This window comes from Pseudomonas kilonensis, assembly GCF_001269885.1.
In the GTDB taxonomy this organism is placed as follows: Bacteria; Pseudomonadota; Gammaproteobacteria; order Pseudomonadales; family Pseudomonadaceae; genus Aquipseudomonas; species Aquipseudomonas kilonensis.
On sequence record NZ_LHVH01000019.1, the window covers coordinates 103,497 to 124,990 of the forward strand.

A 21,494-nucleotide genomic window follows, 5' to 3' on the forward strand; every position below is an offset into this window, starting at 1 on the left:
GATGGTTTACAGGGCGACGCAGTCGCGCCCCTGGTGTTTGGCCCGGTACAGCGCCTGGTCGGCGCGTTGCAGCAGTTGATCGAAATGGTCCATGGTCTCCGGGTCCAACTCGGCGACGCCGATGCTCACGGTGACAAACGGCGATACCTTGGAACCGCTGTGGGGCAGTTCACGTTCTGCCAGGCTTGCACGGAAACGTTGGGCGGCCTCGCAGGCCAGGGCGGCGTCGACGTTGGGCAGGACCACGACGAACTCTTCGCCGCCGACGCGCGCAGTCAGTTCGCCAGAGCGGCCGAACACGCTGCGCAAGGTCTCGGCGATCTCTTTCAAGCACAAGTCGCCTTGCATGTGGCCGTAGGTGTCGTTGTAGATCTTGAAGAAATCGACATCGCACATGAGCACGGCCAGCGGGGTCTTGTGGCGGATCGCCCGGCGAAACTCGATGTCCTTCAACTCGTCGAAATAGCGACGGTTGGCCAGCCCCGTCAAATCGTCGTGACGTGACAGTGCTTCGAGGGCCTGGTTGGCCGCCTTCAATTCTGCGGTGCGGGCCTCGACCAGTTCGGCCATTTGGTCGCGGCTGGCGGCAAGGGCCAGTTCGTCCGAATGCTGGCGCTCCAGATGGGCGCGCAGATTGTCCTGGAGTGTATTGACCTGGAATTCGAGCAGGCTCAGTTCGTCCTGGCGCTGCACCGCCCGTTGCAGCTTGAGGTGACGCATGAGGGTTTGCGGCGCCAGTTCGCCCAGGTGCCGGGCGATGTGCACCACATGCACGGTCACCAGGCGATTGAACACGGTCATGACCAACCCGGCCAGCAGCAAGGACTGGATGAGCTGGGTGATGACGATGCTGCGTGCTTCGCCCCAGAGGCGTTCCCAAAGCAGGTTGTTGTCGCCTTCGATGGTCAGCTCGCCGACTTTTTCATGGGCCCCGGCGTAGGGATGCGCGATAAGCTCTCGACGCAGCACCGGCACCACGCCCGATTGATCGGCGGCGTATCGATTGATTTCGATGACTTCAGGGGCTTGCCCGGGGCGCAGGATGTTCAACGCCACGCGACCCACGGGGGCTGCCGTGGCGACGCTGCTGATTTGCTGGTCGAGGGATTCACGGTCCAGTTCCCATATGGCATGGGCCAGGGTGTTCTGGAACACCTGATCGATCAGGGCCAGCTCCGAATTCATTTCCGCCAGGTTGTTTTCCCAGGCCAGCCAGGTACGCCAGGTGACCATCGCCAGGGTAAAGAGCAGGCAGAACAGCAGCGTTGCCAGCACCAGGCGGCGCCCTAGGGAGCTGAACGCCTTGGTCTGTGGTTGCAGGGAGGACGCAGTACGAAAATTGGCATCCATGTCATAACCATTTGCGCAGGATGGCATCGTAGACGCCATTGCGCCGGACGGTCTCCAGGCCCACACGGAATTTCGCCACCGTATCGGCCGGCGTATTGCGGCTGAATGCCATGCTCAAGCCATCGGCGCTGCTTAGCTCGGGCAGCGCCAGCGAGCGAATCAGCAACTTGTCCGGGTCTTCGCCATTCTGGCGCGTCAGGTACAGCGCGTTGAGCTCATTGGAAATCCACAGCTCCACGTGATCGACCTTGAGCTTGCGGTAGTTGTGTTCGTACTTGGTGCTCGACTGCAGTTCTTCGCCGATGCGAAAGCCCTTCGAGACCAGGTATTGCTCACCTACGTCCTGATTGACCGTGGCGATCTGGTGCCCATGGGCATCGGCCAGCGAGTCGAGTTTCACCGGCCGGTCCGCCAGCGAGTAGATGTACCACTGCGTCGGGCCGATGCTGCCGACCCACTGGAAAAGCGATTCGCGTGCAGGCGTGCGGACGATCGAGTAGATCAATACGTTGCTTTCATTGAGCGCCAGTTCGTAGGCCCGGGCCCACGGCATGGAATGGATAGGCGCGTCCATGCCGACTTCCTTGAGCACGGCCTGGACCACCTCGGTGCTCATGCCGGTCATTCGGCCGTTCTGCGTCATGTTGTAGGGCGGTAGCTCCTCGGTCACGATGCGCAGCGGCGCCTCTGCCGCACAAGCGCTTGCAGCGAGGAACATCAGGACGCCCCACATCAGCAGGCGATTCAGCGGCCAATCCATTGATCATTACCCTATGCAACTGGCAGAACCCGGAGGTCTGGGAGCTATTATTGTATAGGGTTATCGGCTGGGCTGGCGCCTGCTTGAATCCGGCCTGTCGAAACTGCCAGCCCAGCCGCAGGATCAACCGTTCAACAACGTCATCGTGTGCGCCTGGTATCGGTCGCCCGCCACGGCGCCTTCGCCTGCGAAAATCCCGTCCAGCTGGGCCAATTCACCAGCGCTCAACACCACTGAAGAAGCTGCCACGTTGCTCTCCAGGTACTTGCGCTGCTTGGTGCCCGGGATCGGGATGACGTGGTCGCCCTGGGCCAATACCCAGGCCAAGGCCAATTGCGCGGCGCTGATGCCCTTGTCCAAGGCCAATGCCTTGACCCGCTCTACCAGCGCCAGGTTGTGATTGAAGTTGTCGGCCTGGAAGCGCGGGTTGAAGCGGCGATAGTCATCGGCGGCGAAGTCCTCCGGTGATTTCAGCTCGCCAGTCAGAAAGCCCCGGCCCAAGGGACTGTAGGCGACGAATGCAATGCCCAGGCGCCGGCAAGTAGCGAGCACGCCATTGTGTTCGGGCTCACGGGACCACAGCGAGTATTCGCTTTGCACCGCTGCCAGGGGATGCACGGCGTGGGCTCGCTGGATGGTCTCGGCGCTGGCTTCCGAGATCCCGATGTGGCGGACCTTGCCGGCCTTGACCAACTCGGCCATGGCGCCGATGGTTTCTTCGACGGGTACGTCAGGATCGATGCGGTGCTGGTAGTAGAGGTCGAGGTAATCGGTATCGAGGCGCTTGAGGCTGCCGTCGACAGATTGCCGGACGTAGTCGGGGCGACCATTGACGCCGCGGGCATGGGGATCGCTGCTGCGCACCAGGCCGAACTTGCTCGCCAGGTACAGGCCGTCACGCTTGCCACGCAGGGCCCGTCCGAGCAGTTCTTCGTTGGTATGCGGCCCGTACATGTCGGCGGTGTCGAACAGCGTCACGCCCAGTTCCACGGCGCGGTGCAGCGTGGCAATCGCTTCGCGTTCGTCCACGCCCGTGGTGTAGAAGTCCGACATGCCCATGCAGCCCAGGCCGATGGAGGAAACGTGAGGGCCGTGATGGCCGAGTTGGCGAGTCTTCATGCTGATAGCTCCTGGAAATGAACGACCTGTGCAGTCTCTATCAAGCGGTTTTCTGGATAAATCCACGATTATTGGTTTAACTATTCGTGATATCTAAATAGTGAGGCGCGAGATTGGACCGATTACAGGCCATGCAGGTGTTCCGGCGCATCGTTGAACTGGGCGGTTTTGGCAAGGCGGCCGATGACCTTGGGCTGCCCCGGGCCACCGTCAGCCTGCTGATCCAACAGTTGGAAGCCCATCTGGGCGTGCAACTGTTGCAACGCACCACCCGGCAGGTGCGCGCAACGCTCGATGGGCAAGCGTATTACCAGCGCAGCGGCCAGTTGCTGGACGACCTCGACGACCTGGAAAGTTCGTTATCGGCGCAACGCAGCCAGCCGCGCGGCACCTTGAAAGTGGACATGCCCATCGCCTTTGGTTGCACCTGGATCTTGCCGCGCCTGCCGGATTTCTATCGCCGCTACCCGGCGTTGCAACTGGACATCGGCTTCCATGACCGCCAGGTCCATCTGCAGCGCGAGGGCGTGGATTGCGCAATCCGCGCCGGCAATGTCGTCGACCAGGCGCTGGTGGCGCGCCCCATCGTGCGCCTGCATCAACTGACGTGCGCCAGCCCTGCCTATCTGGCCCGCGTCGGCACGCCCGGGCGGTTGGAGGATTTGACGGCGCACCGGGCCATAGGGTTTGCGTCTGGCAATGGACGGTTCTTCCCGTTCGAATTCGAGGTGGCGGGGCGGGTGCGCGAAATGCAATTGCCCAGTGACTTGAACGTCAACAATGCCGACGCCTATGTGACGGCCTGTGAAGCGGGGTTCGGCTTGATCCAGGTGCCGCGTTATCACGTGCAACAGCAGTTGGCCGAGGGCAGGTTGGTTCAGGTACTTGAAAACTACAGCGTGCCGACGTGGCCGATCTCAGCGGTGTACCCGCCCCATCGACAGTTGTCGCCCAGGGTGCGGGTGTTTATCGACTGGGTAATCGAGCTGTTGCAGGGAGAGGCGGATGCCCAGCAGACGTTGATGGAGAGGGTGTAGATGGTGCTTGTTTCAGGAATGGAAAGCGCCGTTTTTTGAGCCGGTATCTACTTGCTTTGGTGTGTATATCCGTTTCTTCGGTAACGGCCACTGACGGTTCCGCTCTTACAGCGGCTCACTTTTGAGAAGCCCGGAAGCTGGCCCAGTCAAAAGTAAGCCAAACGCTTCTGCCCCACCACTCGGTGCCTCGCTTAGGCTCGGCATGCCTGCGTTCGGCCATCGTGGTTAACGGGGCGCCCGAGATCCACGTCCACGCCGAGGCGGCCTAGTAGCCGACCTGGCTCTCCCGGTCGTACACCCATCAGATCTGTGGGAGCAAAGCTTGCTCGCGAGGCGGCCTGATAGCCGGCCTGGTTCTCCCGGTCGTACTCCAATCCAATTAATGTGGGAGTGAGCCTGCTCGCGAAGGTGCCACAATCAGCATTGATGCAAGCAGATCCACCGCCATCGCGAGCAAGCTCGGCTCCCACAGGGATCGGCGGTGGACACTGATCTTATAAACGACCAAGAACCTGTGTGGGAGCCGAGCTTGCTCGCGATGGCGGTGGTTCAGTCACATGGATGTTGGGTTTACTGGCCCAATCGCGAGCAGGCTCGCTCCCACAGGAAAAACGCGGTCCCCATCAAGAACCAGGTCGGCTATCAGGCCGCCTCGTGGCGGATGTTGATCTCGGGCGCCCCGTTAACCACGCTGGCCGAACGCAGGTATTGCGCAGTGGGCCCACGGAGCAATGCCTTCGTTCGGGCATGCCGAGCCTAGGCGAGGCACCGAGTGGTGGGGCAGGAGCGTTTTGCTTACTTTTGACTGGGCCGGCTTCCGGGCTTCTCAAAAGTGAGCCGCTGTAAGAGCGGAACCATAAGTAGCCGTTACAAAGAAAACGGATATCCACACCAAAAAAACTATGCCTCTCGGAACGGAAGACCAGAATCTCGGGAAGGCTTAAGTGAACAGCATTACGCTCCCACAGGTTGCGTGGTTTCATCGAACGTGTTGGTTTTGCCCAAGACCTCAAGCCTTGACCCAGCGTTGACGACTCCAACTGCTCAGCGTATCGACTGCAAAAACCAGCAACAGCATCGCCAGGATCACCGTGCTGCCTTGGGCTTCCTGGAACAGGCTGAGGCTGACGTAGAGCATTTGCCCCAGGCCCCCGGCGCCAACGAAGCCGAGCACGCTGGCCATGCGGATATTGTTTTCCCAGCGGTACAGGACATAGGCCAGTAGCTGCGGCAGGAGGTTGGGCAGCGTGCCGTAACAGAACGCCAATACCGCATTGCCACCTTGCAGGCGAATGGCGTCGGCCGGTTCGGAGGGGGTATTTTCCAGCGCTTCGGCGAACAGCCGGCCGAGCACGCCGGTGGTGTGCAGGGCCAAGGCCAGGGTGCCGGCATTGGGGCCGAGCCCGGCGGCCAGGACCATCAGCGCCGCCCACACCAGTTCTGGAACCGCGCGCAAGGCGTTGAGCACCAGCCGCGAAGCGCTCTGCAGGGGCCAGCCGAAGCGCCCGGCCGCAGGCAAGGCCAATAGCAGGCCGAATACCGCCGCGAGCAGGGTGCCAAGGGCCGACATGGCCAGGGTTTCCAGGGCGCCGTGGCCGATCGCCTTCAGGTGGCCCAGGCTTAGGTCCGGGCTGAGAAAACGCTGCGCATAAGCGCCCACCTGGTGCAGATTGCCGCTGTCGCCGAGCTCGCCCAGGTCGATGCCCAGGTAGACGAACGAGGCGACGACCGCCGCGCCGATGCACAGGACCATGACCACGTTGAACAGGCGGTTCATACCAGCCTCCAGCGCAGCAGGCGGCTGAGTTGATCGGCGAGCAGCACCAGCACCAGGAACGTCAGCAGCAGGCTGGCCACTTCACCGCCGGCGAACATGCGCAGCGACAGGTCCATCTGCTGGCCCAGGCCCCCGGCACCGACGAAACCCATCACCACCGAGGCGCGAATGGCGCATTCCCAGCGATACACCGTGTACGACAACAGTTCCGCCGCGACATTGGGCAGGATCCCGTAGCAGAAAGCCGCGAGTCGGCTGCTGCCGGATTGCAAGAGCGCATGGGCCGGACGCTGGTCGACCGACTCGTAGATTTCCGCGTAGACCTTGCCCAACATGCCGCTGTAGGTAATGGCGATCGCCAGTACGCCGGCCGTGGGGCCGAGGCCGACGGCACGGACGAAGAGCAACGCCCAGACGATTTCCGGGACGCTGCGCAGGAAGATCAGCAGGCCGCGCACCGGCCAGCGCAGCAGTTGGCCCCAATAGCCCGGGTGCCCGGCACGGGAGGCCGCCGACAGCGACAGGGCGCGGCTGGCCAGCAGGCTCGCGGGCACCGCCAACAGCAACGCCAGGGCCATGCCGGCCGTGGCGATCGCCAGCGTCTGCAAGGTGGCTTGCCACAGCAGCTCGACAAATTCGTCGCCATGGGCTGGAGGCCAGAAGGCGGCTACAAACCGGCCCATTTCGCTCTGGCTGTCGCTCGCCACCAGCACGCTGAGGTCCAGTTCGCTGAACTGGATGCCCGGCCACAGCAGGACGAGGGCCAGCAGAGTGAGCAGCAGGCGCGGGCGGGTAGCGGGGTCTCGGGTATCGCGTGTCAGCATCGGGGGATCTGCACGCTCAAGGAAGAGGGGGGTGTTGGCGCAGACTGTAGCTGTTCGTTGGCGTAGAGCGTGTCGAGCAACTGACGGTCCACGGCTTCGGTTGGCAGGTCGAACAGGATCTGCCCATCACGCAGGCCAATGACCCGGGAAAAGTGCGCCAAGGCCAGTTCCACCGCGTGCAGGCTGGCGACCAGGGTCACGTCGTGCTCCCGGGCATGGCGGCACAGCACCGAAAGCGTGTGCTGGGCCAATACCGGGTCCATGGCCGAAACCGGCTCGTCGGCCAGCAGCACCTCTGGCGCCTGGTACAACACCCGGGCAATGCCTACGCGTTGCAGCTGTCCGCCGGACAGCTGCTGGCATTGCGCGAACAATTTGTCGCCCAGGTCCAGCCGGGCCAACGCCGCCCTGGCGCCTGGAATATCCAGCGGATGCAGCAGGTTCAACAGGCTTTTGCCGATGCCCCACTGGCCGAGCTTTCCGGCCAGGACCGCCGTGACGACGCGTTGGCGTGGCGGCAGCGGCGGCGATTGATGGATCAGGCCGATGCGCGCGCGCAGGCGCTGACGCTGGCGGGCAGACAGCTGCCAGGCGCGTTCACCGAGCAACTGCAGCTCGCCGCTACCCGGGCGCAGGGCGGTGGCCAGCAGGTTGAGCAGGCTCGACTTGCCCGCGCCAGACGGGCCGATGATGGCGACCTGTTCGCCGACGCCGATGTACAGGTCGATGCCCCGCAGCGCCTGGACGCCGTTGGCATGGGTAACACTGACCTGGGCCAGTTGCAGGGTCATTTGAGCAGTTCGGCGGCGCGTGCGGCTTCCTCGATGCCCTTGTAGTTCTCAGGCTTGGTTTCGATGAAGCGACTGGCGGCCTGCAGATCGAGGATTTCCTTGTCCTTCGGGTTGGCCGGGTCGAGAGCGAGGAAGGCTGCCTTAATCTTGGCCGCCAGCGCTGGATCGAGGGTGCCGCGCACCGTCCAGTTGTAGTCGAAATAGGCTGGGGTGGTGGCGAAGACCTTGACCTTGGTCGTGTCGACCTTGCCGGCAGCAACCAGTTTTTCCCAGACGCTGGCGTTCAGCACCCCGGCGTCGACCTTGCCGGCCTGGACCCAGGCGACGGTGGCGTCATGGGCGCCCGAGTAGCCCACGCGACTGAAGTAGCTTTCCGGCTTGATGCCGTCCTTGAGCATGAAATAGCGCGGCATGAGGCTGCCGGACGTCGACGACACGGAACCGAAGGCAAAGGTCTTGCCCTTGAGGTCAGCGAGGGATTTGACGGCCGGGTCGGCGGTGATGAATTTACTGGTGAACTGGGCGTCCTGTTCGCGTTGGACCAGGGGGATGGCGTTGCCGGTTTTCAGGCGTGCCTGCACGAAGGTGAAGCCGCCCAGCCAGGCCATGTCGATCCGGTCGGTGGCCAGCGCTTCGACCACGGCGGGGTAGTCGCTGACGGGGACGAACTCGACTTTCATGCCGGTTTGCTGTTCCAGATAGGCACCCAGCGGTTTGAACTTGCGCAGCAGCTCGGTCGGGGCCTCATCGGGAATCGCACTGACTTTCAAGGTGTCGGCGGCCTGGGTCAGCAGGCTGCTAAAAGACAGGGCAACGCCGACGGCCAATGCCAGGGAACGCTTGAGCATGGAGGATCTCCGGTACATGAAGGCAAGGAATGGTGAAGCATCACGCCCACGAGGGCGGTACGCCGCTCTGTGAGGGTAGACGAAGGAGCGCGATATTAACCGTTTCTGGCCTTGAACTCACTCATTCCCCCGTGGCGAGGGAGCTTGCTCCCGCTGGCCTCTGTAGGAGCTGCCGAAGGCTGCGATCTTTGATCTTTCGCTTGATACTCAACCGGCTCTGGAAAGATCGCAGCCTCGCTTCGCTCGGCAGCTCCTACAGCGCAGCCGAGCGGGAGCAAGCTCCCTCGCCACAGGTTCTGGGTTGTCTGGGTTGACGCCATCGCGAGCAAGCTCGCTCCCACATTGGTCAGAACAGCTTGGTGAACAACCAGTAGAGGCTGCCGGAAAGGAGGATGGCAGCAGGCAGCGTCAGTACCCAGGCCATCACCAGGTTGCGGATGGTGCGCATCTGCAAGCCAGAGCCGTTGGCGACCATGGTGCCGGCCACACCGGAGGACAACACATGGGTCGTGGACACCGGCAAACCGAACAGATCGGCGGCGCCGATGGTCAGCATGGCGACGGTTTCGGCCGAGGCACCTTGGGCGTAGGTCAGGTGGGACTTGCCGATTTTCTCACCCACCGTCACCACGATGCGCTTCCAGCCGACCATGGTGCCCAGGCCGAGGGCGATGGCCACGGCGATTTTCACCCACAGCGGAATGAACCGTGTGGAGTTGTCGATCTGCTGCTTGAACAATTGCAGCTGGGCGCTGGTGTCGGCGTCGAAGTTGCCGACCTTGTTCTTGTCCATCAGGCGAATGGTTTCGCTGGTCAGGTACATGTCGTTGCGCACGTTGCCCACGGCTTCGGCGGGGACCTTGGCCAGCGAACCGTAGCCCTTGACCTCGGCGCCAATGCTGCCGGTCATGGCGGCCAGGGCCGGAACCAACTGCGGCGTCGCTTCCTTGCTGCCCACGTAGGCGGAAAGGATCGCTCGCGGATTTGCCGGGGCCGGCAGCGACGAGTGCTTGACCAGGGCTTGCTGGGTGACTTGCGCCACGGCGGCGAATTGCAGCGCCTGGTCGGCCGGCATGGTGCGGTTCAGCGCATACGCCATCGGCAGGGTGCCGACCAGGATCAGCATGATCAGGCCCATGCCTTTCTGGCCGTCGTTGGAGCCGTGGGCGAATGACACGCCGGTGCAGGTCAGGATCAGCATGCCGCGAATCCACCAGGGCGGCGGCGTATTGCCTTCGGGGGCCTTGTACAGCGAACGGTTCTTGACGAAGGCCCGCAGCGCCAGCAGCAGCAACGCAGCGCAACCGAAACCCACCAGCGGTGACAACAGCAACGCATAGCCGATCTTGGTCGCCTGGGCCCAGTCCACACCGCTGGTGCCGTCACGCCCGTGCATCAGGGCATTGGCGACGCCCACGCCGATGATCGAGCCGATCAGCGTGTGGGACGACGACGCTGGTAAGCCCAGCCACCAGGTGCCCAGGTTCCACAGGATGGCGGCGATCAGCAGGGCGAAGATCATGGCGAAGCCGGCGGAGGAGCCGACTTGCAGGATCAGTTCCACCGGTAGCAGGGCGATGATGCCGAAGGCCACGGCGCCGCTGGAGAGCAGCACCCCGAGGAAGTTGAAGAAGCCCGACCAGGCCACGGCGAAGTTCGGCGCCATGGAGTTGGTATAAATGACCGTGGCGACGGCGTTGGCGGTGTCGTGGAAACCGTTGACGAATTCGAAGCCAAGGGCAATCAGCAGCGCCACGCCCAGCAGCAGGAACGGCGTCCAGGTGGTCACCACGGTGCCGAGTTCGCTCATGTCGTGCATCAGGCTGTAGGCGGTAAACAGCAGGCCGCTGCCCAGTACGGCGAAAAACACCACCAGGGTGATCACGCTCGGTTTGCGGTTGAGCTGCGGTCTTGAACTGGGGGCGATGGCACTCGATGAGTCCATGACCAGGGTCTGGTTTGTCATGATCAAATCCGATTCGGTGAGCGGTGGAAGTGAGAGGCTGAGCTTCCATTGCTTGAGCAGGTCATGGATGCCACGCTAGTTGCATTTTGTTACATGGCCGTGAACGTCATCTGTGCTTCACGCGCTTTCCCCTGGCTAAAACGTTTATCTGTGGAGGATGCCCGCACGATCAGGTTTTATCGATTACGCTCGAAGGCGCGGGGCTCGCCCGAAATTTCGCCGGCACGCGTCTGTTTTTCATGGCCGAGCGCCAGGGGTGTCATCCAGGTGTCATCGAAGCCGTGGCAGGATCCTCGCAAACCATCGTGGGAAGTCCGGCAGCGCTTGTGCCTGCTGGCTGATGAATCAAGGAACACCGCTATGAAAGGCGACGCCCCCCTGTTCGCGGCCATTGACCTGGGCTCTAACGCCTTCCGCCTGATGATTGGCCAGTCGGTCAAGCGCAATCGACAGTTGGTGATCCAGGAAGTGAAGACCCTGCGTGAGCCGGTCCGATTGGCCGAGGGCCTGCAGGCCGGGGCTTTGGACGAGCTGGCGCTGGATCGGGGTTGGCAGGCTCTCGCTCGATTCGGCAAGAAACTGCGTGGCTTTGAAGCCGGACGGGTGCGGGCGGTGGCGACCAGTGCCGTGCGCGAAGCGGCGAATGCCCAGCTGTTCCTGGCCAGTGCCGAGCGGCACCTGGGGTTTCGGATCGACGTGCTGTCCGGGCATGAAGAAGCCCGGCTGGTGTACGCCGGTGTTGCCCATACGGTGCCCGGTGTCGAGCACACGCGGCTGGTGGTGGACATCGGCGGTGGCTCGACCGAATTGATTCTGGGGCAGGGCGCTCAACCGTTGCTGACGGAAAGCATCGCCATCGGCAGTGGCACCTTTGGTGCGCGTTACTTTCGGGGCGGATGCATCACCGCCCAGGCGCTGTTGGAGGCGGAGCGAGTGGCTGTCCTGCAGTTTGAAAGAGTCGCGGCGGGTTATCGCGCCCAGGGCTGGCAGCAGGCAATCGGTTCTTCCGGTACGGCGCGGATGTTGGCCAAAGTGCTCAAGGCCAATGGTTTCAACGATGGTGGGCAAGGCGGCATTACCTACGGTGGATTGTTGCGTCTGTCGCTGCGGTTGCTGGAAGTGGGCCATGTCGACCAGCTCAGGCTGGCCGGCTTGCAAAGCCATCGCCTGGGCATCCTGCCCGGTGGCCTGGCGATCATGCTGGCGGCATTCAAGGTCTTCGGTATCTCGCAGATGATTGCTTCCGAGCCGGGCCTGAGGTTCGGCGTTCTGCATGGCCTGATGCATCAGCACTGATCACGGACGGTTGTTGCCCATTGCCGTCTATCAGCGATGGCTCGATTTCGAGCATCGACGCCTCTTCGGCGACCCCTTCTTTACCCGATCATCCAGCATTTCATCGCCTGGGCAGTCGGTATGTCCGGTTATCGCAAAGCGTGGGCCTGGATCAGGGTGATTGCGTGAACGGGGCTTTTCGCTCTTTCGATCTGCAGTCAGTGAAGGCACAATGCGCATCCTTTTTTGGCTCGCCTTGCCCGGAGGCCTCGAAAATGATCAAAACCCCGTACTACCTTATCGACAAACAAAAGCTGCTGGCGAACATGCAGAAGATCGCCTACGTGCGTGAGCAGTCCGGGGCCAAGGCCTTGTTGGCGCTCAAGTGCTTCGCCACCTGGTCGGTGTTCGACCTGATGCAGCAGTACATGGACGGCACCACGTCGTCGTCGCTCTATGAGCTCAAGCTCGGCCGGCAGAAGTTCGCTGGCGAAACCCACGCCTACAGCGTGGCCTGGGCTGACGATGAAATCGAAGAGATGCTCGCCAACTGCGACAAGATCATCTTCAACTCCATCGGCCAGTTGCAGCGCTACACCGAGGCGGCGGCCGGCAAGGTCCGTGGCCTGCGGGTCAATCCGCAAGTGAGCAGCTCCGATTACCTGCTGGCCGACCCGGCGCGCCCCTTCAGCCGCCTGGGCGAATGGGATCCAGTGAAAATCGAGCAAGTCATCGAGCATATCTCCGGTTTCATGTTCCACAACAACTGCGAGAACGGCGATTTCGGTTTGTTCGACCAGATGCTGGGCACTATCGAAGAGCGCTTTGGTCACTTGCTGCATAAGGTCGAGTGGGTCAGCCTCGGTGGCGGCATTCACTTCACCGGCGAGGGCTACGCCCTGGACGCCTTCTGCGCACGGCTCAAGGCCTTCTCGCAAAAATATGGCGTGCAGGTCTACCTGGAGCCGGGCGAGGCCGCGATCACCCAGAGTGCATCGCTGGAAGTCACCGTGCTCGACACGCTCTACAACGGCAAGCACCTGGCCGTGGTGGACAGTTCCATCGAGGCACACATGCTCGATCTGCTGATCTATCGCCTGGACGCCAAGCTGGCACCGAGCGAGGGCGAACACACCTACATGGTGTGCGGCAAATCCTGCCTGGCCGGAGACATTTTCGGCGAGTACCAATTCGATCGTCCGCTGTCCATCGGCGATCGGCTGTCGTTCATCGACGCAGCGGGCTACACCATGGTCAAGAAAAACTGGTTCAACGGCCTGAAAATGCCGTCCATCGTAGTGAAGCAACTCGACGGCAGCGTCGAGGTGGTTCGCGAGTTTGTTTACGACGACTATCTGTCCAGCCTGTCTTGAGCTGGCGGAAGGAGAAATGAAGAAATTGAAGAAGAACGTACTTATCATTGGTGCAGGAGGTGTCGCCAAGGTGGTGGCCCACAAGTGCGCGCAGCACAACGACGAACTCGGTCGTATTGCTATCGCGTCGCGCAACATCTCCAAATGCCAGGCCATCATCGACAGCGTCAAGGCCAAGGGTAGCCTCAAGCAACCCGCCGACATCAAGGCCTTTGCACTGAACGCTCTGGATGTCGAAGCGACCAAGTCGCTGATTCGCGAAACCGAGTCGCAGATCGTCATCAACGTCGGCTCTGCCTTTCTCAACATGTCGGTGCTGCGTGCCTGCATCGATACCGGCGTGGCCTACCTGGACACCGCCATCCACGAAGAACCGGGCAAGGTCTGCGAGACGCCGCCCTGGTACGGCAACTACGAGTGGAACCACCTCCAGGAGTGCCAGGAAAAGAACATCACCGCCATTCTCGGCGTGGGCTTCGACCCGGGTGTGGTCAATGCCTATGCGGCACTGGCGCAGCAACAACATTTCGACCGCATTGATTCGATCGATATTCTCGACGTCAATGCCGGCTCCCATGGCAAATATTTCGCCACTAATTTCGACCCGGAAATCAATTTCCGTGAGTTCACCGGACAGGTGTGGAGCTGGCAGGACAGCCAGTGGACCAGCAACACCATGTTCGAGGTCAAGCGCACCGACGACCTGCCGGTCGTAGGCTCGCAGAACCTGTACCTGACCGGCCACGACGAAGTGCACTCTCTGTCGAAGAACCTCGACGTGCCCAACGTGCGTTTCTGGATGAGCTTCGGCGAGCACTACATCAACGTGTTCACCGTACTGAAGAACCTCGGCCTGCTCTCCGAGCAACCGGTCAAGACCGCCGAAGGCCTGGAAGTGGTGCCGCTGAAAGTGGTCAAGGCCGTGCTGCCTGATCCGAGTTCTCTGGCGCCGGGCTACACCGGCAAGACCTGCATCGGTGACCTGGTCAAGGGCGTCAAGGATGGCCAGCCGCGCGAGATGTTCATCTACAACGTGGCCGACCACGAGGACGCTTACGCCGAAACCGACAGCCAGGGTATTTCCTATACCGCAGGCGTGCCACCCGTGGCCGCAGCCTTGCTGGTAGCCCGTGGCGAGTGGGACGTGCAGCGCATGGTCAACGTCGAGGAGCTGCCCGCCGAGGCGTTCCTCGAGGCATTGGATGTGATGGGCTTGCCGACGCGCATCAAGGACGAGCATGGAGACCGTCCCTGGAACCAAAACGCCTGAAGGACGCCAGGCAGGTTCCGTTCCGACTCCCCGATAGGAACTGCAGAATTCCTCTGAATTCTGCAGGCGATTGAACCAGAAGACTCACCGTCGCGTGAATACCTGGCAATCCGTGGAAGTCTTGAAGAAATGCTCCGTATCGAAAGGTACGGAGCATTTTTCGTTTATGCCCGCGTCAAATGAATAACCTTGTGGCGAGGGGATTTATCCCCGCTGGGCTGCGCAGCAGCCCTGAACCCTGACACTGTGGTGTTTCAGGCCGACCGCATTCAGCCTTTTTGGGGCTGCGGCGCAGCCCAGCGGGAGCAAGCTCCCTCGCCACGGAGTTGTGTTTGGCTTGGGGGAGGCGTGAGTCATCTACCTGCATAGACACACACTGTGGCGAGGGGATTTAGCGAAACGTCGCACCGCCCCGCTGGGGCGCGAAGCGGCCCTGAAGTCAGGCCCTGTGATGTTTCAGGCAGACCGCATTCAGCCTTTTGGGGCTGCTGCGCAGCCCAGCGGGGATAAATCCCCTCGCCACAAAAGCCCCTCGGCTGTTCCGTCGATCTATCCCAACGGAAGCACCGGCGCCGCTTCTGTGGCGAGGGAGCTTGCTCCCGCTGGGCTGCGCAGCAACCCCCCCTTTGTGATCGAAGATTCCAGCGGGAGAATCGTCGGGCGAGCGAACCTGAAAAGCATCCACTCACCACACGGTTGCGCCGAAGTGGGCTATCGCATTGATCAACGCGTTTGCGGGCAAGGGCTGGCAACGCAGGCCCTGAAACACCTGATCGAGGCGGCACGGATGCGTTGGGAGCTTACGCAACTGGTGGCTTATGTCTATGAGAGCAACGTCGGCTCAAGGAAGGTCCTTGAACGGTGCGGGTTTGTGCCTGACGCGCTGTTGGGTAGCGAGGAAATCGAGGGTGGAGGCCGCTTTGTGCTTTCGATCTGGAAATTTGATTCACGCAGGACAGTGTTAGGGGGCGCTTGTACGTTTTAAATCCGTCCAAGCGACTTTCGATGAAGCCAATGACTTGGGTTATCTCCACGTTTCCTTCAGTACCGAGCGAAACAGTTCCGACAGTAACGGCTCTACTTCCTTACGCTCGCTACGGGTCGGCTTGATCTCCTCAAGTCTATTCAGTTCCCGCTCAATGAATTTCTGAATAGGCATGATCTGAGGCGAAAGCCCCATTTCTGGTGAGGCGCGCTTGATTGCAAGCAAGTCATCGATGGCAAGGTGCAACTCGGGCTCGCCGTCGATGACTTCGCGCAGCTTGTCAAACTCGATGGGGGCGGGTTGATCGAAGCGCTCCAGCCACCGTACCGATAGCAACGGCCGCAGTACGTAGAAATATTTTTTTAGTGGTACTTCAGCGGCCTGCAAGTACCCCCGGTAATTGGTTTTTGCCATGCTGCGATAATGGTAGATACCGCTTTCAACCGAGTACACCTGCGGCAGCAACGCCTTGGCACGCTCGTGGAAGGAGCCGGAATGTTCGTAGATGATGGTGGACTGCACCCACTCGACAAACCCCGGATTTGACTTCCAGAAAAGCCTCAAGGCCTTGCGCAGATCCCAGCCATTGATGTCCATGTCATCAACAATCGGGTATTCAATGACATCACGTTGTTCCTCAAGGCCGACCGAGAGGTACCACTCAGGTTTATTGACGTAGATGAAGCGTGCGTCATAGTCGCTATTAGGGGACGCGAATCCCCAGGCGCGGCTGCCTGATTCTACGGCGAGCAGGACCTTCACCTCATGTTCATTCTCAGCACGGCGGAGACGGTCTCGAACTTCTTCCCGAACAGCGATGGAAACCATAAGCTCACTCTAATCAGGTGGATTTTGCATGCGCTAACACCATTTGTGACGGTGCGATTCTAAAGCAGGGGGCCCTTCGAATAACAATCCCGACGACTCAATACTGATGCTCCACCGCAGCGTTATAGCGCGACAGCAACTCGTCATAACCGGCCCGTGCTGCAGCGAGGTCCTGGTTCAGTTCAGCGGCGTCGGCCCCTGATGCCCAGTGCTGCTGCAGACGCTCCAGGGCGGTGATCCAATCCCTGGCGGCCAAGTTGATCTGGGTCCACACGGGGCGGCTGTCGTTGGCTGAGCGTAGACGGGGCAGGGCCAGCACGAAGGTATCGGCGTCTGTCCAGACGGTTGCCAGCATTTGATGCATGACAAGCAGTTGTTGCGGGGTCAGCGGGGCGCCTTCGGTCATTGCGTCGAGGGCGTTGATGGTCTGGCGTGCCAGGATCATGAAGCGCAGCGTGTGCCAATGCTGGTCATGTCCCAGGCGTTTTTCGATGGATGCCAACTGTTGCTCGCGTATTAGCAATTGTGGTCGCTCTAACGCTTCGTGCGAGGGTGCGGCCTGACTACTCCCCGCTTGCAAGCGTAGGTCTTGGTCGAGCTGTTCCACGAGAAGCGGGTTCGGCTGATGTTCCAACTCCCAGTTCAACGCTTGAGCTGGCGGACGCAAGTGGTCGTAAGCCTTGACGTAGCTGTTGCGTGAATCTGTTCGGTCGGCCCAACGCTGGGCTTGCCAGGTCAAGGTCACCAAAACGAGGACCACAAAAATGAAGGATCGGGTATTGATCACGGTTCACTGACCTGTGTTTTTAAGCGTATGCCACTGAGCTGCGGACAGTTGGGTTGGGCAGGGCGAATCAGTTTGCTTGGGAGCGGCACATGTTCGTTGCGGCCAAGCCTGGAGGCCTTCGTTTGCGGCGAGGGGCTTGTTTTTGGCGAAGGCGGCGCCCAGCAAGATCACAGGAATGATCATCCCTAGGCGTAATGCGATAAGGACACCTCGAGGTACCCGCTCAGAGAATCGAGAAAAGAAAGGAATGTGATGTTTAGACGTGGCCCACCGGCTCAAGCCCGCCAACGCGCCGAGAATGCCGAAATACGCTCCCGCCGCAAGAGTGCCACCAACCATGTAGACGAGCATGCCTAGCAAGCCGACCCAGAGGCTCTCGCGGATCGGCAGCGGGGTGGGGCGTCGCAAGCTCAACCAGTGGCCGTAGCGTGCATTGATCGATTGGTCGAGGCGCCAGGCACCGCGGCTCAGTGTTTTGCAGAATGCCTTGAGCCCCCAGGCGATAACGCCGAACAGCAGGGCGCGGAGGAACATGTTGATCACACTGCTGTAGAACGCGCCGCCAAGCTGATACTCCAAGGCCCAGCTCATGTAGGCCGAAGCGCCGAGCAGGGCTAGCGGCACGGCCAGGATCGGCGGTTGGCGACGTAGCGGGCGCCAAAGTTCCGGGGCCAACTGAGGCATTTCGTCCAGTAGGCGGGGGTAGCGAAGCTGGACGTTGCGATACAGCGTTTCGCCAGCTGCCCAATCTTCGGCGCTGAAGCTCATGCTCAAGTGCATCCGGGCATTTTCATCGGCCGATCCAAACAGCATGCGTGCAGCCTGGGATTCGCTGCTGTCGGAACCCTGGGCGAGGCGAGCCTGCTGCTGAAGGAACGTAGCGCAGTGGCTGCGGGCAAGCAGTTGACTCCACCAGGGTTCCGGACACGGACTATGGTGGCCGGTCTGCTTCCAGCCCTGTTGCGCGCAGATAGCGTCGAACAACTGTTCCGACCAAGTCGGTGCCTGCAGGAGGGCCATGGCCAGGCAGCGGTTCAGCCATTGCCGAGCGTCCAGGCTCTGTAGCCAAGGACTGGCGTCGAGCAGGCGGGCGAGATCGAGAAAGCGTTGGCTATCATGCCAGGCCCCGGTCAGGCGAGACCATGCCAGATCCATGAGCCTGCCGCGCAGTTGCTCGGTGGCGGCGCTGGGCAGATCCTCGCGTTGCCAAGGGGTCAGCCAGTGCAACTGGGTAATGGCCGCTTCGGCCAGGTCGTAGGTATCTTCCTGCGCCAGGCAAAACTCCAGCAGGCCGTGTTCGAATTCACGCTCGCAGGCATAAAGACGCGCCTGCGTCAGGCGGCTGGCGAGGTTGGTCGCGTCTATCGCCTCCAGGCATTGCGCCGCCAGACGCTGGCTGGGGGAAGGCCCTATCGGTGCCTGCCTCGGGGTTGGCAGTTCCATGAGGGGTAGCTCGATGGGGGCGGGCTGTTCTTCGTCGACGGCCACTTCCTGCTGCCAATCAGCCCACGCCAAAGCCTGCTCGTAGGCCTCTCGCAGGCGCTGGAACCCTTCGGGATCTTCGTCTGGACGATGCTGTTTGAGCAGGCTTGCATACTGGCGCTTGATGCTGCGCTTATCGGCGTCCTCCAGTAGCCCGAGTACCACCCAACAGGTCATCGCCAGACACCTTCTTCCAGGCTGTCGAGCTGGGCGCTGATCTGCAGCCGGAGCGCGCGGATGTCGTGCAGTTCCTGGGTCTCGAGCATCTGGGCGAAACGGGTAGCCAGCTCATCGATCTGTTGGCGCAGATCACCGCGGCTTTCCTGATAAAGGCGTTCCAGCCGGGCGATCAGCAAGGTATTGGGTTGTTCGTCCCGTGGATGGATCTTCAGCGCTTCCAGGGCCTTGAGGCGCTGGCTGATCTCTTCGCTATCCAGCACGCCGGCGTTATTGGCGATCACCAGGTTGCGTCGTTCTCCCGTCTGGACGATCTGCGCATCGGCTTCCAGGAGGCCGTTGGTATCGTAAGTGAAACGTACGTCGATCCCCACTTCCCCGGCAGGCATAAGCGGCACCGGAATTTCCAGTTCGCCCAGGAGAATGTTTTCACTGATCCGACGGCTTTCGCCCTGATAGACCTTCAGCAGTACGACCTTTTGCTGGTCCTGGAGTGTGAACACGCGCTTGACCTTGCTCACGGGCACCACGCAGTTGCGTTCGATGATCGGCAGGTAATGGCCGTTTTCGAGCTTGCCGCCATACTCGACCGTAATTTCGATGCCCATGGAATAAGGACAGACGTCGGTGAGCACGACTTCTTCAAGTGCCGCGTCGCGGCTTTTCAGCCCTGCCTGCACGGCGGCGCCCAATGCCACGGCTTCATCGGGGTTGAGCTGGATCGAGGGAAAACGTCCGAACAGGCTGGCGGCCAATTTACGCACCAGGGGCATGCGGGTGGTGCCGCCCACCAGCAACACTTCGTCCAGTTCACTGGCGCGGATACGGGCATCGCGCAAAGCGGTTTCGATAGGGGCTCGAAGGCGGCTGAACAGGGGTGCATACAGATCGGACAGACCGGCCTGGGTGTATTCGCGACACCATTCGCGCTCGCCCTGGCGTACTGCAAACGTTGCGCTTGATTCCTGGCCCAGGGATTTGCGCACGCGTTCGGCTTCACGGCGCAGCCGACCGTAGAGCTGCGCGTCTTCAAGGGCCAGTGGCCCCTCGGTGTTGCCCGTCTGTGCGGCAACGAAATCCTGGAGTAGCAGCGTGTCGAAATCTTCCCCGCCCAGGTAGTTGTCGCCGGCGCTGGCGCGCACTTCCATGATGCCTTCAAACAGCTCCAGGATGGACACGTCGAAAGTCCCGCCGCCGAGGTCGAAAACCAGGAAGGTGCTGGCGTTATCGCGCTGGTGCAAGCCATAGGCGAGTGCGGCTGCGGTGGGTTCATTGATCAGTCGCTCGACCTTGAAGCCCGCCAGCTCACCGGCAATTCGCGTGGCCTTGCGCTGGGCATCGCTGAAGTAGGCGGGGACGCTGATGACGGCTTCTTCCACGGGTTCGCCGAAATGCCGCTCGGCATCCTCGCGCAAGCTGCGTAATACCATGGCCGAGAGTTCCTCGGCCCGGAACTGTTGATGACCAAGCGTGGTGAGGCGGGCGCTGCCCATATAGCGCTTGAAAAGCGAGGCGGTGACCTGGGGATGGGTCTGTAGGCGCTCCAGCGCCGCGCGGCCGACCATGACGCGGCCTTCGTCGTCCAGGCCCACCACGCTCGGTGTCAGCCACTCGCCCAATGCGTTGGGCACCAGTTGCGCCGCGCCGTCGCGCCATGCTGCGATCAGGCTATGGGTGGTGCCCAGGTCAATGCCGACAATCATGTCCGTTGGATCTCCTTAATCGATGCGTCGCAAGGGGCTATCTGCGAGCCGGTCAGTTTATCAGGCATGTATCGGCGTATTCGTGGAAATCTTTGAGGGGGCATGGGCGAGTCTTGCATGGAGCATCAGTCCAACGCGTCGACCAGCCTCGGCAACCAGTGGGTCGCATCGCCCACCAGCGTTTTATCGGAAGCGGTCCCCATGGGTTCGATATTGATATGCACCATCCAGGCACCAAGCTCGGTTGCCAAGGTCGGAATCCGTGCCGCCGAGTAGACGTTTCCAGAGGTGCCAATGGAGAGCATGACGTCGCAGTCGCGGGCAGCGCTGAAGGCCTGGGCCAGTTCCTGTTCCGGCATCCCCTCGCCGAACCAGACCACATTGGGGCGGATCAGGCCGTTGCAGTGCGGGCAACGCGGGGGTTCCAGGTTGTCGCATTCGGGCCCGACATCCATGGACAATGCGCCCAGGTAGGGACGGTTGCACTGGAAGCAACGGGCGCTGGCCAGATCGCCGTGAAGGTGAATCACCTCCCTGGATCCGGCTCGCCGTCAGGATGACCACCTGGCGAACAACCAGGTACATCGACAGCAGGGCCACCAAGGCCACGGCCACCTGTACCACCAACGTCCATGTTTCGTAATTAGACATTTTGTCTCTCTTGCTCCTTAAGTAATTCCAGTGTTCTTGAGTCGACACTCACCCCATCCTTCAACGCCTGGACATACACGGAATGCTCGCCCGCGGCCGCCGCAAAAAGCGTCAGGCAGGACGCGAATTCGTCAGCTACATAAACAAAACCGTGAGCGCCGGGGCAACCATCGAGTTCGATGTCGTGGAGAAGCTGACTTATAACGGGCGTGAAACGATCAAGACGGCCCTCGGTACGTTTGATACCTGCAAGTTCACCAATGAAATCTCTACGGACTCGGCTTCCGCCACGCAGCCGAAAAACGTGGTCGTTGTGCAGAATTGGTTTCCCGCGGAGGGGCCTTACCGTGGCCAGTCGATCCGATCAGTCACGCCGCCGGCCAATGGCGTTGCGCAGCGAATCACTGAAGTCGTCAAGATGCAGTATGAGGCGCGATGAACGACGCGTTCGGGTCAGAGGATTTGCCGGATTATCGTGGCAGACGCACGTC

The 21,494-nt window shown here is 61.3% G+C and carries 18 protein-coding genes and 1 pseudogene; 6 read left to right on the top strand and 13 right to left on the bottom strand.

Annotated elements, in window-relative coordinates; translation table 11 throughout:
• Positions 1-6: 6 nt before the first annotated feature.
• From AD662_RS12895 to AD662_RS12905, 3 genes are all read right to left on the bottom strand, one after another.
• Entirely contained in the window at positions 7-1,350 is a 1,344-nt protein-coding gene (locus AD662_RS12895) for a diguanylate cyclase (RefSeq protein WP_053187712.1), read from the bottom strand.
• A 1-nt stretch (position 1,351) separates the two neighbouring features.
• Positions 1,352-2,110: a substrate-binding periplasmic protein gene (locus tag AD662_RS12900; protein ID WP_053179167.1), complete on the bottom strand. Its 759-nt coding sequence runs from the start codon at positions 2,108-2,110 to the stop codon at positions 1,352-1,354.
• 123 nt (positions 2,111-2,233) lie between these two features.
• Positions 2,234-3,229, bottom strand: coding sequence for an aldo/keto reductase (locus AD662_RS12905; protein ID WP_018600658.1), 996 nt, complete (start codon positions 3,227-3,229; stop codon positions 2,234-2,236).
• 113 nt (positions 3,230-3,342) lie between these two features.
• On the opposite strand from AD662_RS12905, the gene AD662_RS12910 reads away from it, so the two are divergent.
• Positions 3,343-4,266, top strand: a complete 924-nt coding sequence (locus tag AD662_RS12910; protein ID WP_053187714.1) for a LysR family transcriptional regulator — start codon at positions 3,343-3,345, stop codon at positions 4,264-4,266.
• A 1,009-nt stretch (positions 4,267-5,275) separates the two neighbouring features.
• Here AD662_RS12910 and phnE (AD662_RS12915) read toward each other — a convergent pair.
• The 5 genes from phnE (AD662_RS12915) to AD662_RS12935 form a co-directional block, all read right to left on the bottom strand.
• Positions 5,276-6,043 carry a phosphonate ABC transporter, permease protein PhnE gene (gene phnE / locus AD662_RS12915; RefSeq protein ID WP_053187717.1) on the bottom strand — a complete coding sequence of 256 codons (768 nt, stop codon included), beginning with the start codon at positions 6,041-6,043 and terminating at the stop codon, positions 5,276-5,278.
• Positions 6,040-6,867: a phosphonate ABC transporter, permease protein PhnE gene (gene phnE, locus AD662_RS12920; RefSeq protein ID WP_018603816.1), complete on the bottom strand. Its 828-nt coding sequence runs from the start codon at positions 6,865-6,867 to the stop codon at positions 6,040-6,042. The genes phnE (AD662_RS12915) and phnE (AD662_RS12920) overlap by 4 nt, the downstream gene beginning before the upstream one ends.
• Positions 6,861-7,658 (bottom strand): phosphonate ABC transporter ATP-binding protein, encoded by a 798-nt coding sequence (locus AD662_RS12925; protein WP_053187720.1) that lies wholly within the window; start codon positions 7,656-7,658, stop codon positions 6,861-6,863. Before AD662_RS12925 ends, phnE (AD662_RS12920) begins: the two co-directional genes overlap by 7 nt.
• Positions 7,655-8,506, bottom strand: a complete 852-nt coding sequence (locus tag AD662_RS12930; protein WP_014339226.1) for a putative selenate ABC transporter substrate-binding protein — start codon at positions 8,504-8,506, stop codon at positions 7,655-7,657. The genes AD662_RS12925 and AD662_RS12930 overlap by 4 nt, the downstream gene beginning before the upstream one ends.
• Before the next feature lie 346 nt (positions 8,507-8,852).
• Positions 8,853-10,472: an inorganic phosphate transporter gene (locus AD662_RS12935; protein WP_053187723.1), complete on the bottom strand. Its 1,620-nt coding sequence runs from the start codon at positions 10,470-10,472 to the stop codon at positions 8,853-8,855.
• 360 nt (positions 10,473-10,832) lie between these two features.
• Here AD662_RS12935 and AD662_RS12940 point away from each other — a divergent pair, with 360 nt between their 5' ends.
• The 4 genes from AD662_RS12940 to AD662_RS12955 all read left to right on the top strand — a co-directional run bounded on the left by AD662_RS12940 (position 10,833) and on the right by AD662_RS12955 (position 15,375).
• On the top strand, positions 10,833-11,768 hold the full coding sequence (locus tag AD662_RS12940) for a Ppx/GppA phosphatase family protein (RefSeq protein ID WP_053187726.1): 936 nt from the start codon (positions 10,833-10,835) through the stop codon (positions 11,766-11,768).
• 254 nt (positions 11,769-12,022) lie between these two features.
• Positions 12,023-13,120: a carboxynorspermidine decarboxylase gene (locus AD662_RS12945; protein ID WP_018603824.1), complete on the top strand. Its 1,098-nt coding sequence runs from the start codon at positions 12,023-12,025 to the stop codon at positions 13,118-13,120.
• A gap of 25 nt (positions 13,121-13,145) precedes the next feature.
• A complete protein-coding gene (locus AD662_RS12950) occupies positions 13,146-14,390 on the top strand; it encodes a saccharopine dehydrogenase family protein (RefSeq protein WP_018603827.1) in 1,245 nt (414 codons plus the stop codon).
• 451 nt (positions 14,391-14,841) lie between these two features.
• The gene (locus AD662_RS12955) at positions 14,842-15,375 is read left to right on the top strand and encodes a GNAT family N-acetyltransferase (RefSeq protein ID WP_235862405.1); all 534 of its coding nucleotides are present in this window, start codon (positions 14,842-14,844) and stop codon (positions 15,373-15,375) included.
• Positions 15,376-15,414: 39 nt separating this feature from the next.
• On the opposite strand, the gene AD662_RS12960 is transcribed toward AD662_RS12955, so the two are convergent.
• The 5 genes and pseudogenes from AD662_RS12960 to AD662_RS12980 form a co-directional block, all read right to left on the bottom strand.
• The gene (locus tag AD662_RS12960; protein ID WP_053187729.1) at positions 15,415-16,203 is read right to left on the bottom strand and encodes a nucleotidyltransferase domain-containing protein; all 789 of its coding nucleotides are present in this window, start codon (positions 16,201-16,203) and stop codon (positions 15,415-15,417) included.
• A 97-nt stretch (positions 16,204-16,300) separates the two neighbouring features.
• Complete coding sequence (locus AD662_RS29520) at positions 16,301-16,990, bottom strand: DUF3829 domain-containing protein (protein WP_053187731.1); 690 nt, start codon at positions 16,988-16,990, stop codon at positions 16,301-16,303.
• Positions 16,991-16,993: 3 nt separating this feature from the next.
• Positions 16,994-18,649 (bottom strand): J domain-containing protein, encoded by a 1,656-nt coding sequence (locus tag AD662_RS12970; RefSeq protein ID WP_053187734.1) that lies wholly within the window; start codon positions 18,647-18,649, stop codon positions 16,994-16,996.
• Positions 18,646-20,352: a molecular chaperone HscC gene (locus AD662_RS12975; protein ID WP_053187737.1), complete on the bottom strand. Its 1,707-nt coding sequence runs from the start codon at positions 20,350-20,352 to the stop codon at positions 18,646-18,648. Before AD662_RS12975 ends, AD662_RS12970 begins: the two co-directional genes overlap by 4 nt.
• A 125-nt stretch (positions 20,353-20,477) precedes the next feature.
• A pseudogene (locus AD662_RS12980) lies at positions 20,478-20,891 on the bottom strand (SIR2 family NAD-dependent protein deacylase); the annotation flags it as partial.
• 194 nt (positions 20,892-21,085) lie between these two features.
• Here AD662_RS12980 and AD662_RS12985 point away from each other — a divergent pair.
• Positions 21,086-21,442 carry a hypothetical protein gene (locus tag AD662_RS12985; RefSeq protein WP_328587302.1) on the top strand — a complete coding sequence of 119 codons (357 nt, stop codon included), beginning with the start codon at positions 21,086-21,088 and terminating at the stop codon, positions 21,440-21,442.
• Positions 21,443-21,494: the final 52 nt, after the last annotated feature.

Excerpts from the sequence above, each read along its gene's own strand:
- AD662_RS12960 (WP_053187729.1), bottom strand. The coding sequence starts at position 16,203 with ATGGTTTCCATCGCTGTTCGGGAAGAAGTTCGAGACCGTCTCCGCCGT.
- AD662_RS12945 (WP_018603824.1), top strand. The coding sequence starts at position 12,023 with ATGATCAAAACCCCGTACTACCTTATCGACAAACAAAAGCTGCTGGCG.
- AD662_RS12955 (WP_235862405.1), top strand. The coding sequence starts at position 14,842 with ATGTTTCAGGCAGACCGCATTCAGCCTTTTGGGGCTGCTGCGCAGCCC.
- AD662_RS12925 (WP_053187720.1), bottom strand. The coding sequence starts at position 7,658 with ATGACCCTGCAACTGGCCCAGGTCAGTGTTACCCATGCCAACGGCGTC.
- AD662_RS12940 (WP_053187726.1), top strand. The coding sequence starts at position 10,833 with ATGAAAGGCGACGCCCCCCTGTTCGCGGCCATTGACCTGGGCTCTAAC.
- AD662_RS12970 (WP_053187734.1), bottom strand. The coding sequence starts at position 18,649 with ATGACCTGTTGGGTGGTACTCGGGCTACTGGAGGACGCCGATAAGCGC.
- AD662_RS12895 (WP_053187712.1), bottom strand. The coding sequence starts at position 1,350 with ATGGATGCCAATTTTCGTACTGCGTCCTCCCTGCAACCACAGACCAAG.
- AD662_RS12935 (WP_053187723.1), bottom strand. The coding sequence starts at position 10,472 with ATGACAAACCAGACCCTGGTCATGGACTCATCGAGTGCCATCGCCCCC.
- phnE (WP_018603816.1), bottom strand. The coding sequence starts at position 6,867 with ATGCTGACACGCGATACCCGAGACCCCGCTACCCGCCCGCGCCTGCTG.
- AD662_RS12905 (WP_018600658.1), bottom strand. The coding sequence starts at position 3,229 with ATGAAGACTCGCCAACTCGGCCATCACGGCCCTCACGTTTCCTCCATC.
- AD662_RS12975 (WP_053187737.1), bottom strand. The coding sequence starts at position 20,352 with ATGATTGTCGGCATTGACCTGGGCACCACCCATAGCCTGATCGCAGCA.
- phnE (WP_053187717.1), bottom strand. The coding sequence starts at position 6,043 with ATGAACCGCCTGTTCAACGTGGTCATGGTCCTGTGCATCGGCGCGGCG.
- AD662_RS12930 (WP_014339226.1), bottom strand. The coding sequence starts at position 8,506 with ATGCTCAAGCGTTCCCTGGCATTGGCCGTCGGCGTTGCCCTGTCTTTT.
- AD662_RS12985 (WP_328587302.1), top strand. The coding sequence starts at position 21,086 with ATGCTCGCCCGCGGCCGCCGCAAAAAGCGTCAGGCAGGACGCGAATTC.
- AD662_RS12900 (WP_053179167.1), bottom strand. The coding sequence starts at position 2,110 with ATGGATTGGCCGCTGAATCGCCTGCTGATGTGGGGCGTCCTGATGTTC.